Annotated in this window: 10 protein-coding genes and 1 pseudogene; 6 read left to right on the top strand and 5 right to left on the bottom strand. The window is 66.7% G+C overall.

Features of this window, described 5'->3' with window-relative positions:
• The first annotated feature begins 44 nt into the window (after positions 1-44).
• Positions 45-287 carry a hypothetical protein gene (locus CT3_RS08030; protein WP_066535210.1) on the top strand — a complete coding sequence of 81 codons (243 nt, stop codon included), beginning with the start codon at positions 45-47 and terminating at the stop codon, positions 285-287.
• A 39-nt stretch (positions 288-326) separates the two neighbouring features.
• On the opposite strand, the gene CT3_RS08025 is transcribed toward CT3_RS08030, so the two are convergent.
• Positions 327-1,121 carry an AraC family transcriptional regulator gene (locus CT3_RS08025; protein WP_066535212.1) on the bottom strand — a complete coding sequence of 265 codons (795 nt, stop codon included), beginning with the start codon at positions 1,119-1,121 and terminating at the stop codon, positions 327-329.
• A gap of 82 nt (positions 1,122-1,203) precedes the next feature.
• Here CT3_RS08025 and CT3_RS08020 point away from each other — a divergent pair, with 82 nt between their 5' ends.
• Positions 1,204-2,385 (top strand): CynX/NimT family MFS transporter, encoded by a 1,182-nt coding sequence (locus tag CT3_RS08020; protein WP_066535218.1) that lies wholly within the window; start codon positions 1,204-1,206, stop codon positions 2,383-2,385.
• 530 nt (positions 2,386-2,915) lie between these two features.
• Positions 2,916-4,079 carry a GGDEF domain-containing protein gene (locus CT3_RS08015; RefSeq protein WP_066535220.1) on the top strand — a complete coding sequence of 388 codons (1,164 nt, stop codon included), beginning with the start codon at positions 2,916-2,918 and terminating at the stop codon, positions 4,077-4,079.
• A 165-nt stretch (positions 4,080-4,244) separates the two neighbouring features.
• Here CT3_RS08015 and CT3_RS08010 read toward each other — a convergent pair.
• Both CT3_RS08010 and CT3_RS08005 read right to left on the bottom strand, forming a co-directional pair.
• Positions 4,245-5,442 (bottom strand): annotated as a pseudogene (locus CT3_RS08010) (MFS transporter).
• A complete protein-coding gene (locus tag CT3_RS08005) occupies positions 5,439-6,635 on the bottom strand; it encodes a serine hydrolase domain-containing protein (RefSeq protein ID WP_066535222.1) in 1,197 nt (398 codons plus the stop codon). The pseudogene CT3_RS08010 and the gene CT3_RS08005 overlap by 4 nt, the downstream one beginning before the upstream one ends.
• A 174-nt stretch (positions 6,636-6,809) precedes the next feature.
• On the opposite strand from CT3_RS08005, the gene CT3_RS08000 reads away from it, so the two are divergent.
• Positions 6,810-7,700 carry a LysR family transcriptional regulator gene (locus CT3_RS08000; RefSeq protein ID WP_066535224.1) on the top strand — a complete coding sequence of 297 codons (891 nt, stop codon included), beginning with the start codon at positions 6,810-6,812 and terminating at the stop codon, positions 7,698-7,700.
• Between the two features lie 47 nt (positions 7,701-7,747).
• Here CT3_RS08000 and CT3_RS07995 read toward each other — a convergent pair whose 3' ends face one another.
• Complete coding sequence (locus CT3_RS07995) at positions 7,748-8,683, bottom strand: alpha/beta hydrolase (RefSeq protein WP_066535225.1); 936 nt, start codon at positions 8,681-8,683, stop codon at positions 7,748-7,750.
• A 213-nt stretch (positions 8,684-8,896) separates the two neighbouring features.
• Positions 8,897-10,357, bottom strand: coding sequence for a short-chain fatty acyl-CoA regulator family protein (locus tag CT3_RS07990; RefSeq protein WP_066535226.1), 1,461 nt, complete (start codon positions 10,355-10,357; stop codon positions 8,897-8,899).
• 221 nt (positions 10,358-10,578) lie between these two features.
• Here CT3_RS07990 and prpC point away from each other — a divergent pair, with 221 nt between their 5' ends.
• Together prpC and CT3_RS07980 are read left to right on the top strand one after the other, a co-directional pair.
• Positions 10,579-11,766, top strand: coding sequence for a bifunctional 2-methylcitrate synthase/citrate synthase (gene prpC / locus CT3_RS07985; RefSeq protein WP_066535228.1), 1,188 nt, complete (start codon positions 10,579-10,581; stop codon positions 11,764-11,766).
• 23 nt (positions 11,767-11,789) lie between these two features.
• Positions 11,790-12,329 carry a GntR family transcriptional regulator gene (locus tag CT3_RS07980; RefSeq protein WP_083520383.1) on the top strand — a complete coding sequence of 180 codons (540 nt, stop codon included), beginning with the start codon at positions 11,790-11,792 and terminating at the stop codon, positions 12,327-12,329.
• The last annotated feature ends 1 nt before the right edge of the window (position 12,330 follow it).

The raw sequence follows: 12,330 nt of genomic DNA, 5'->3' as shown, positions 1-12,330 counted from the left end.
TCTCTCCTTGGAGGCAAGTCAAGTTACAGGCTGGAAATTCTCAAATGACCGATTGGACCCCCATAGTCTTCGTCACGTTCAAGGTGCTCATCTTCGGCACCTGCATGTTCTTCGCCATCAAGTGGCACTACGACCAGGGCAAGAAAGGGGGCAACAAGACGGACCGGCGCACGCTGCTGCGCACGTGCGGCAAGGTGGCAGCCCTGTTCATGCTGGCGCTGCTGACGGTGCTGTTCCTGACCTTCACCCTGGCCAGCAAGCTGGGTATGGACTTGAACCTCCCCTGAAGACACAGCGCGGTGCCACCGGGGCCAGGCCCTGGTGTTCTACCGCAGCTGTGAGATGTAGCGGGCCGGCGACTGGCCCAGCGCTTTCTTGAACATGGTGATGAACGCAGTGACGGAGTCGTAGCCCAGCGTGCTCGCGACGTCCTGAACCGCCAATCCTGAGGAAAGGCTGCGCACCGCCACGATGAGGTGGAACTGCTGCCGCCAGCGGCCAAAGGTCAGCCCGGTCTCCCGCACCACCAGCCGGGCAAGCGACCGTTCGCTCATGGCCAGGCGCGCCGCCCACTCCGGCAGTGTGGTGCGGTCGGCAGGGTCCACGGAAAGTGCATCCGCGATGTGCCGCAGCTTGGGGTGCCCGGAAATCGGCAAATGCAGCTGCTCGACCGGGGAGAGTGCGACCTGCTCCAGCAGTACCGAGACCAGGCGGCCCGTCGCATCGTCGGGTTCGTATGCGCCCCCTTGTGCGGCAAGCAGCCGGATCATCTCGCGCACGACAGGACTCACGGCCAGCGTGCAGCATTCCGACGGCATGGCAACTGCGCCGGGCTCGATGAACAGAAAGTAGATCTGCGCATTCTCGGTGGCGCGGTTGCTGTGCGGCATGCCACCTGGTATCCAGACCGCATGCTGCGGCGGGACCATCCACAGGGCCTTGGGCACCTCACAGGTCACCCCTCCCCGTGCAGCCAGCACCAGCTGCCCCTTTCGATGGAAATGCACCGGCTGCTCGGCATCGTGGTCTTCCACCTCCAGCAGCAGGGCGTTCGCCGGGCGCGCGTCGGTGTCCGGATCGAAGCCGCACAGGGCCTGGGTGAGTTTGGAGGAAATTGGCATGATTTAGAGATAGATTGTCACTGCTTCCATATCAAGTCAAACGCCAGCTTTTTAGAGTCGAGGTCATTCCCAAGGACATTGCATGACTTCACTGACTCACCAGCGCGCCGGCACCCGCGCAGCGCTGCTTATCGGCATTCTTCTCATCGCGGCCAACCTCCGCGCGCCGGTCACCGGCCTGCCGCCCGTTCTCGGCCTGGTCCGGGACAGCTTTGCGCTCAGCACCACGGCGGCTGGCGCCCTGACGACTCTGCCTTTGCTGGCTTTTGCACTGCTGTCCCCGTTCAGCGCGCGTTTTGCCCAGTCATACGGGCTGGAGCGGACCTTGTTCGCTGCCTTGCTCGCCATTGCCGCGGGGATTGCGCTGCGCTCCACGGGCACGGTGTGGACGCTGTATGTGGGAACCGCCGTCATCGGCATGGGCATTGCGGTGAGCAACGTCCTCCTACCCAGCCTGGTGAAGCGGGATTTCCCAAGCAGCATAGCCAGCGTCACCGGTGCCTTTGCGCTGGCCATGGGTGTGGTGGCAGCGCTGGCCTCCATTGCGGTGGTGCCGTTGACAACCGTGTGGGGCTGGCAACCGGCGCTGCTTGCCTTTCTTGTGCTGCCCCTGGCGGCACTGGCGATGTGGCTGCCCCAGCTTCGTTCCCGCACGCAGCCGGCCGCCACTACCGCCACCCCGCCCCAAGGCAAAAAAATATGGCACTCAGCCCTGGCCTGGCAGGTGACGCTGTACCTGGGCCTGAACTCGACCATCTACTACATCGTCATCGGCTGGTTGCCCCTGATCCTGACTGATGCCGGCTTGTCCGCCGAACAGGCAGGTTCGCTGCACGGGGTGATGCAACTGGCTACGGCCGTCCCGGGCCTGCTGCTCGGCCCTGTTCTGCGACGGCTCCAGGACCAGCGCTGGGCGGCGGCCAGCGTCGCCGCGCTGTCTGGCGTGGCGCTGATGGGATTCCAGCTTGCGCCGCAGCTCGCCTTCGCCTGGGCCACGCTGTTCGGGCTGGGCGCAGGGGCGCATTTCATCCTCGGGCTGGCCTTTATCGGCATGCGCACGCAGAACGCCCACCAGGCAGCTTCGCTGTCAGGCATGGCGCAGTGCGTGGGCTATCTGCTGGCCGCCGTGGGGCCTATGGCCGCGGGTTGGCTCCACGACCTGCTCGGTGGGTGGCAGATCCCCTTGCTCGGTTGTGCCGCTCTGGCCTTCACCGCCGCCGTGGTGGGTATCTTTGCGGGACGCAACGTACACACCGACGCGTGACGCACGCTCCCGCCATGTGATGCATGCACATGCGCGTGCATCACATGGCTGCGGCGGGCCGAGGACAGCCCCCGCGAACGGCCGCCCAAGGCCAACTTTCTGCTGCCCACCTTCCACAGCGCAAGCTCGGGCCGCATGGCGGCTGCCTGCGCTGCCGCGAAAGTGGCCTCTCCGCGGCCAACTTTGGCCACGAACGCCCGCAACCAGCGACAAACGGCGTGCAAGTCGCTCGCTGCGGCAATGGATCGGCGCACACCTGCCACCACCGAGTGGGTCACAGGCGTGTTTTTTGCTGCGTGACTCCGCAGCCGTGCCGGCAAGGTCACGTAGTGAAGGCCACGGCAGCGGCGGGTCAACAAGGACCGTCTGCAGATCGCCGCCGGAGCGGCGCCGGGCATCCTCTCCTCGCGAATAGCTCAATCCCTTACTTTCTCCCGGCAGACCGCCCCACACGACATGCCTGAGCACCCGCATCCTGCGACAATCCGCCTCGCGCGAAGCCCGCCCGCGCTGACACATCCATCTCGTCCATGGTTCTCGACCCCTTCACCCTGCTCGTCCTCACTTCGGCCATGGCAGCCGCCTCGGCGATGTACCTGGCCGCGGAATGGAGCAGCGTGCGCGAACGCTCGCTGCTGCTCTGGAGCGGGGGGTTTGCCATCATCTCCGTGGGCTGCGTGCTGGCCCTGCTGCGCTCCCGTGGCTATGTGCTGTTCGGCATCTGGTTCCCCAATGGCCTGCTGATCTCCGCCCACTGGCTGTTCCTGGCCGGCGTTGCCAGCTGCACACGCACCCGGCTGTCGCGCGCCTGGTGGCTTGTGGTCGTCGTCTGGCTGGCCATGCTGTTTCTGCCCGACCGGCCGTGGTGGTCCAAGGCGATGATGGGGACCCAGTCGCCGCTCATCGCCGTCATCAGCTTGCGCGCCGGCCTGCTGCTGCGCCCGCAGGGCGGCACGCTGAGCGTGGGCGCCGCACAGCTGCGCTTCGTCCTGCTGGCGCACGGTCTGTTCTACCTCGCCAAGGCCGGGTCGGTCGTAGCGCCGGACGCCTTCATCAACCTGAACAATTTCCGGGGCGAGGTGATTGTGGTCTCGCTGGTGGAAGGCGTGATGGCCATCATGCTGCTTGCGATGTCCATGACCGGCACCGAACGCCATCGCCGCGAGGAGCGTATCGCGGAAATTGCCGCCCGCGACCCCCTGACCGCCCTGGACAACCGCCGCGCACTCTATCTGCGTGCGCCGGAGTTGCTGGCGAAAGCGTCGCCGGCCAGCCCGGGCGCGCTGCTGTTGATTGACATCGACCACTTCAAGCAGGTCAACGACCTGCACGGTCACGATGCCGGCGACCGCCTGCTGATGACCCTGAGCGACCTCATCCGCATCGTGTTGCCCCACGGCGCACTGGCCGCACGGCTGGGCGGGGACGAGTTCGTGATTCTGCTGCGCAACGTCTCCGGCCCAGCCGCACAGGCGCTGGGCCAGGGCCTGCGCGAATCGTTCGCGCAACAAGCGCGCACCATGTTTGAGACACCGGAACCCGTGTCCCTGAGCATCGGTGCCACCTTGTTCGAGCAGCCCGACAAGGAGCTGTCGCACTGGCTCAAGCGGGCCGACCAAGCCCTATACGCATCGAAGCGCAAGGGACGAGACCGGATGGAGCTCGTCCGGGCAGTCCCCGTAATGACCCCCTAGCGCTTGGCGGGCGCTGGCGTCGCGGGCCAGCGGGCGTTAACCTTCAGCAGCGCCGCTGGTCCCATGGCTGTCTCCGTGGTGCCCCCAGAACGAACCCCCTCCGCTCCTAGAATAGGTCAAAGTCTGGCCGAACTGCGACAACCGCAGTTCGGCCCGCTGCAGACTTCAGCACTTGCCATCCGGCTGCGGTACCGCAAGGCTGCTGCTGCCTGGCCCCGCAAGCTGCCGCTGACAGACCACCGCCACGCCCAGCAACACCAGCAGCACCGGCGCAAAGACCCCAGCCCCCCCAGCTCACGATCAGCAGCCCGCCCACCAGGCCGCCACCGGCGATGGCGGTGTTCCACGTCGTCACCAGCAGGGACTGGGCCATGTCGACCTGCTCCCCGGCCACCTGCGCCAGCGCTGTCTGGAACAAGGTGGCGGAGCCGCCGAAGGCAAATCCCCAGACGGCCAATGCCGCCAGGGCCAGGGGGGGGCCGCCCCAGCTCGCCCCCAGCATCAGGACGGCACCGCAGAACAGCAGGATGCTGGCCATCGACATGCGGTACAGATGCCGATCCACGAACAACCCCGTCAACCAGATGCCCGGCAGCGCCGCAACACCGAAAACCAGCAACGCCAGGTCGATGCGGACATGCACCCCGTTGGCCGCCAGAAACGGCGCGATGTAGGTATACAGAATGTTGTGGGCCAGTACATAGAACAGCACCACCATCAGCACTGATCTCACCCCGGGCGTGCGCAGCACCGCGGCCATGGGCATGCGCTGGCGCTGGGCCTGCCCCGGGAAATCCGGCAGCCGCAGCCCCATCCAGACCCACAGCAGCAGCGCCAACACGCTGGCCAGGCCAAAGCACCAGCGCCAGCCCAGGGCCAAGCCCAGCCACCCTCCGGCCGGCACGCCCAGGGACAATGCCAGCGGCGTGCCGACCATGGCCACGGCGATGGCGCGGCCATGAAGCTGCGGCGCCACCAGACGCGTGGCATAGCCCGCCAGCAGCGCCCACAGCAGCCCGGCGGCCATGCCGGCCACCACGCGTGCGGCCATGGTGAGGGTGAAATTGCCCGACAGCGCGGTCACGCTGTTGGCCACCGCAAACCCCAGCACCGCCGCCATCAGCAGCGGGCGCCGGCGCATGCTGCGCGTTGCCGTCACCAACGGGATGGCTGCCACCAGCGAGCCCACGGCGTATGCAGTCACGGTCTGGCCGATCCAGGCTTGCGACACCCCCAGATCCCCCGCCATCTGCGGCAGCAGCGCGGCAGGCAAGGCTTCGGTCAGGATGGTGATGAACGCGCCCATGCTCAAGGCCAGCAGGCTGGTCCAGGGCAGACGATTTTCCAAGGCTGAAGACGTCATGCTTGCAGGCCCTGGTACACCGCATCCCGCAGATCGGTGACAAAGCGCCCCGACATGCCCTCATACAAGGTGTTGGTCATGGCCACCACCGTCAACCCCCGGGCCCGGTCCACCCACCAGGCATGGCCGTAGGCGCCGCCCCAGCGCCAGGTGCCTGGGGATTCAGGTGACCGGGCCAGTGCCGGGTCACGCAACACGGAAAAGCCCAGGCCAAACCCCAGGCCGGGGCCGGCTGCCAGCTCCTGCCCTGGTGTCTGGTCCCGTCCCATTTCGGCAATCAGGTGCTCGGGCATCCAGCCGCCCTGGCCGGTGCGCAAGGCCTCCAGCAGGTGCCGCAAATCATCGGCCGTACCCACCATGCCGGCGCCGCCGGAAGGATACGCGCCGGCATCCAAGGCGCGCGCCGGGCTGTAGGGAATGCCCACGGTCCCCTCGAACGGCGCCACCACCTCGCCCTCCTGCAAGCGGTGGGGTGCTGGACTGCCGTTGACATAGGCCGTCGCCAGGCGCGCCGCATCCCGGCAGACAAAGCCGGCATCGGCCATGCCCAGGGGGCGCGTCACCAGTGCCTCCACGGCCTGTGGCAAGGCCATGCCGCACAACGCCTCCACCACGCCACCCAGCACATCCACCGCCAGGGAATAGCCCCAAGCCGTGCCCGGCGCATACAGCAGCGGCACGCTGGCAATGCGGCGCAGGTTTTCTCCCAGGTCGATCCCGCTGGCATCCATGCCATCGGACACCCCGGCTTGGGCGTACGCGCCCTGCCCGTCGGGCTCCAGAAAACGGTAGCCCAGGCCTGCAGTGTGGCTCAGCAACTGGCGCACCGTGATGCACGCTTCGCGGCCATCCGGCAAGCGCGGGCGAAAGTCCGGCAGCCAGGCCGTGATGGGGTCGTCCAGGGCCACCCGCCCCTGGGCCACCAGCCGCAGCACGGCGGCGCTGACCACCGGCTTGCTGGCCGAAGCCCAGCGGAGCACCGTGTCCTCTTCCATCGCACTGCGGGCTTCACGGTCGGCCCAGCCTGCGGCCATGCGGCACAGCGCCTGACCGTGCTGGTAGACCAGTACCACCGCGCCCACCAGGCGCTGGTCTGCCAGGGCGCTGTGCACGGCGTGTGCCACCTGCGCCTCTAGCCCGGAAATAGAATGCCGCGCGCCGGTGGCGGGCGGGCAAGAAAGTGAAAAAGTCATCGGATCGCTGCTCTCTTTGCTCAGACACCGTGACCTTATGGGGCCTGCCATCCGAGAAAAAGTAGGATAGAGTTCCGCACTTCCAGGACATATATGTCCGCAATCCAGCAGTGCATGCAGCGGCACTCGCAGCAACGCATCGATAGATGCACCCAGAGACGAAGGCCGGAACACATGGACAGCCTCAACGCATTCGTGGTGTTTGTCCAGGTCGCCGAAACCCGCAGCTTCGTCGCGGCCGGCCGCCTGCTGGGGGTCTCCGCTTCCGCCGTGGGCAAAAGCGTGGCACGCTTGGAAGAGAAGCTGGGCGTGCGCCTGTTCCATCGCAGCACCCGCAGCATCACCCCCACGGCCGAAGGCCTGCTGCTGCTGGAGCGCAGCCGGCGCATCCTGGCCGAGATCGAAGCGGCCCAGACGGAACTGTCCCAGGCCTCGTCGGCCCCACGGGGGCGGCTGCGTGTCAGCCTGCCGCTGGTCAGCACCCTGGTTCTGCCAGTGCTAGCCGATTTCATGCGGGAGTATCCGGAGATCCAGCTGGACCTGGATTTTTCAGACCGCCTGGTCGACGTGATCGATGAAGGTTTCGATGCCGTGGTCCGCACCGGCGAGCCTGCCGATTCCCGGCTGACGGCACGCAAGCTCGGCCATTTCCAGATGGTGCTGGTCGCGTCGCCGGAGTACCTGGCCGCACACGGCACGCCGCGCAATGTGCAGGACCTGCAGTCCCACCGCTGCCTGCATTTCCGCTGGCCCCACAGCGGCAAGCTGGAGGCGTGGCCGCTTCCGCCGGGGGCGGACGGCGAGCCCCCCACGGTCCCGGTCTCCATGGTCTGCAACAACATCGAGACCCGCGCCTGCTTCGCCCTGCAGGGGCGCGGCATTGCCTGCCTTCCGGACTTTGCCATCCGCGAACCGCTGGCCGACGGCCGGCTGGTGCGCGTCATGCCCGGGCAGGCGCAGCGCGAAGGGGTCTTCCACATCCTGTGGCCTGCGGGCAGGCATGTCGCCCCCAAGGTCCGGGCCCTGGTGGATTACCTGTGCGCCCGGGTGTTTGTGTTCAGCTGATCCCACCCAGCCTTGCTGAAAAGCGGGATTGGAGAACCACTCCCCCTTCAGGACGCAAAAGCGAACTCCACCACCCTGCGGGTCCCGTGCATCAGCATGTCGAAATGGTCGTGGTCGCGCGCCACCACGGTGGTCACGCTGGCATCCGGGTTGGCGGCAGCCAGTGCGGCCCCAGCCCTGCGCACATGGTCGACGATGGCGCGCTGGTTCAGGTGCTCCTGGCGTGCGGCGGGCACCGGAGTCGCAGGGTATTGCTCGTCCTCCCCGACCGTCAGCACCACCTTGGTCCCAGCCCCGGCGTTGATCTGCGCGCTGCTTGCCAGTCTGCGTGCCAGCAGTGCATCGCTGAACCAGAGTGAAGGGCTGGCCGCCCAGTAGCGCTGGAAATGGCGGGAATCCGTGAGCAAGGTATCGACCGTGAAGAGCCCGCCGTACGAGAACCCGAACAGCGTGTTCGCCAGTGAGTTCAGAGGAAATTGCTGGGCGATCCGTGGGCGCAGTTCTTCAACCAGGAACTGGCGGAATGCGGCAGCGCCGCCAAAGCGGGGGGACAGGCGATCGCCGGTTGCCGCATCGGGCACCGGGGTGTAGTCGCGGGCACGGCCGTCGACATCGAAAGGGCTGTCGTTTGCGGAGGCAATGGCCACAATCACACCGGCCGGACGGGATGTGCGCGGCGCTTCGCGGCGGCTTCCCTGGCGGGTGTCATCCGCATGGGGCCGGACAAAGCTGGTCAGCGGATAGCTTGCATTGCCGTCCAGCATCCACAGCACCGGATAGCCGCCGACAGGTGCCGGTGCGTGCGGCAAACCCACCTGAATGACATAGCGGGCGCCGGTGTGGCGCGAAGCCATCTCGAATTGCAGGGTGCCGCGCAAGGTGGCGGCGTGCCAGTCGGCCGGGAACTCCTCGGCGTGCGCGCCCCAGGGCAGCAACATGGTGGTGGAGAACAAGGCTGTGGTCAGCCGCAGCAGTCGTGACATCAGGCATTTCCATCGCCAAAAAAACTGGCGGCAGGCCGATGATAAAGAGGCCGCGCCTACGGCCTCCCTGCGACCTCTTTGCAAGCTGGGCTGCGATCACGGCAGCAGTGCAGATGCGCGCAACCGGCAGTAACCCTGCCTCCGCCGCCGCCATCGTCCTGCTATCGCTGCGTCGCACCGCCAACAACGGCCCCGGGAATAGCTGGTCGCGGGTCAGCCGTACGGCACAAACCCGCTTTCATGTTCGTTCACGCGCAGCGGCTTGCCCACAAAGGGGAAGGCCCGTTGCGGGCAGGCATTGCGCTCGCAGACCTTGCAGCCCATGCCGATGGGGGTCGCCGCGTCCAGATTGCGCAGATCCAGGCCCTTGGAATACACCAGCCGCGCCGCATGCTGCAGGTCGCAGCCCATGCCGATGGAAAAGGTCTTGCCTGGCGCCCCCCAGCCGTGCCCTGCCCGGCTGATGGTGCGGGCAATCCAGAGGTAGACCCGCCCGTCGGGCATGCTGGCCAGCTGGGGCACGATGCGGCCCGGCTGGGTGAAGGCCTCGTACACCACCCACAACGGGCAGGTGCCCCCAGTCTTGGAGAAGTGGAAATGCGTGGCCGACTGGCGCTTGCTGATATTGCCGGCCCGGTCCACCCGGATGAAGAAGAACGGCACACCCGGCGCCTCCGCCCGCTGCAAGGTGGAAAGCCGGTGGCACACCGTCTCGAACCCCACCCCAAAGCGGCGGGCCAGCAGGTCCACGTCGTACTGCAGGCTTTCGGCAGCCTGCAGAAATTCGCCATACGGCAGCACAAAGGCTCCGGCCACATAGTTGGCCAGGCCCATGCGGGCCAGGCGCCGCGTGGCATCGTCCTGCCAGAGGGTGGACTTCAGCGCGTCCTCGATCAGCGCATCAAACTCCAGCAGCGCCAGTTGCGTGGCCAGCTGAAAAGCCTGCTGGGCCGGGCGCAGCTGCGGCGCAACGTAGAGGGTGCGTGTGGCGGCATCAAAGCGGCGGTGGCTGTGCGCCCCGCCCTGGCTGCCGCGCAGCACCAGCACCTGGTGCCTGGCCTGCAGCCGGAACTGCAGCCATTCCTGCAGGCTGCCGCCCTGCGCGCTGGTCTGCTCCCTGGCCTGGGTGGCCAGGGTTTCGGCCGCACGGTCCAGCGCATCAAAGTGGTTACGGTGGGCAAAGAAGAAATCACGCACCGCTTCAAACGGCATCTGGCGTGGCGGCTCGGCCAGCAGCGCGCTGGTGCTGCCGCCCCCTTCTGCTAATTCGGCGCGACCATCGCCCAGGCGGGCCGTCAGCGCTTCCAACCGCTCGACATCAGCCACATGGCGCTGGTGCATGGCCAGCAGCGCCTGCGCCAGCTGTGGCAGCCGGGTGGCGACTTCGCGCAGCTCGGGCAGGGGCACAGCCACCGTGGGCTGGGGCATGGCCGCCAACGCATCGCGCAGCTGGGCCAGCAACCGGGCTTCTTCGTCTTCCGAGAACTGCTGGATATCCACCCCCAGCACCTTGTGGATCTTCAGCAGCACGGCCACCGTCAGCGGTCGCTGATCCTGTTCGATCTGGTTCAGATAGCTCGGCGACAGCCCCAGCGCCTGGGCCAGCGCCGCCTGCGTCATGCCGCGTTCGGCGCGCAGGCTGCGCAGCCGCACGCCCATGAAGGTCTTGGCCATGGTTCCTGTCTCCGTGTGCTGGTCCTGCAGTCCATCGGCCTTGGCAGATGGTCTAACTTCGTGGACTTCGCAAGATTCGCAAAATTTCGCACTTTGCTTCGCAATGATTCGCCAATTCAGGCCTACCACCGTGTCAAGCAAATGCGTAGATTGCGAAGTATGGCAGATCACAGCCGGCCCCCAGCACTGGATCTGCCTGCCCCATATTTCAGGAGACCTGCATGAGCACCGTGGCCCCCATCCCCACCCCACCCGCCGCTGCGGCTGCCCCAGCCGCGTTCAAACCCAAGAAGTCCGTGGCCCTCGCCGGCGTGACCGCCGGCAACACGGCGCTGTGCACGGTGGGCAAGACCGGCAACGATCTGCACTACCGTGGCTATGACATTCTGGACATTGCCGAAGTCTGCGAGTTTGAGGAAATCGCCCACCTGCTGGTGCACGGCAAGCTGCCCACGCGCTCCGAACTCAAGGCCTACAAGACCCGGCTCAAGGCACTGCGCGGCCTGCCCACCAGCGTGAAACTGGCACTGGAGCAATTGCCCGCCGCCAGCCACCCCATGGATGTGATGCGCACCGGTGTCTCGGCGCTGGGCTGCGCCCTGCCCGAGAAGGACGACCACAACCTGCCCGGCGCACGCGACATTGCCGACCGCCTGATGGCCTCACTGGGCAGCATGCTGTTGTACTGGTACCACTTCAGCAATTCGGGCCGCCGCATCGAGGTGGAGACCGACGACGACTCCATCGGCGGCCACTTCCTGCACCTGCTGCACGGCACCAGCCCTTCCGAGAGCTGGGTGCGCGCCATGCACACCTCGCTCAATCTGTATGCCGAGCATGAATTCAATGCCTCCACCTTCACGGCCCGCGTGGTGGCAGGCACCGGCAGTGACATGTATTCGGCCATCACCGGCGCCATCGGCGCGCTGCGCGGCCCCAAACATGGCGGAGCGAACGAAGTCGCCTTTGAAATCCAGAAGCGCTACGACAACGCCGATGAAGCCGAAGGCGACATCCGCCGCCGCGTGGAAGCCAAGGAAGTGGTGATCGGCTTCGGCCACCCCGTCTACACCGTGAGCGACCCGCGCAATGTGGTCATCAAGGGCGTGGCCCAACGGCTCTCCGAAGAAGCGGGCAGCACCAAGATGTACGACATCGCCGCGCGCCTGGAATCGGTGATGTGGGAGGTGAAGAACATGTTCCCCAACCTCGACTGGTTCAGCGCCGTCAGCTACCACATGATGGGAGTGCCCACCGCCATGTTCACCCCGCTGTTCGTGATTGCCCGCACCAGCGGCTGGGCGGCCCACATCATCGAGCAGCGCCAGGACAACAAGATCATCCGCCCCAGCGCCCACTACACCGGCCCGGACGATCTGCAGTTTGTCCCCATCGACGAACGACGATAAGCCCTGCACCCTGCGCGCACACCATGACCTCCCAGACCATCCAGCCCCATTCGTTGTGCATCGCCATTGCCGGCAAACTGCGCGAGCGCATTCTGAGCCACCAGATCCCGCCCGGCAGCGACATCAACGACGGCGCGCTGGCCCAGGAGTTTGGTGTGAGCCGCACCCCCGTGCGGGAAGCCATGAAGCTGCTGTGCCAGGAAGGCCTGCTGACTGCCGTGCCCCGGCGCGGCATGCGCGTGACACAGCTCACGCCCGCCCAGGTGCTGGAAGCCCAGCAGCTGTGCAGCCTGCTGGCCGCTCACCTGGCCCAGCTGGAGCGCCAGCCCCATGCCGCCAGCACCGTGCTGACCCGCCAGCTGCACGCCGTGGCGCAAGCCCGGCTGCGGCTGGCGCAAGGTCACGCAGGTGGTGCGCCATGGGGCCAGGCCTTCGGTCGGCCACCCGGCACTGCGCCGCTCCCGGCTTCGGTCTTTCCGCACATCCCCACCCCACAGCTGCCGCCACAGCCACCCACGCAGCAACAACCAGAGCCGCAGCCGCTCCCGAGTACCGCGCTGTGAA

This window comes from Comamonas terrigena NBRC 13299 (assembly GCF_006740045.1).
GTDB lineage: Bacteria > Pseudomonadota > Gammaproteobacteria > Burkholderiales > Burkholderiaceae_C > Comamonas > Comamonas terrigena.
The sequence above is the reverse complement of the archived record's forward strand: the minus strand, read 5'-3'. Positions and strand labels throughout refer to the sequence as shown.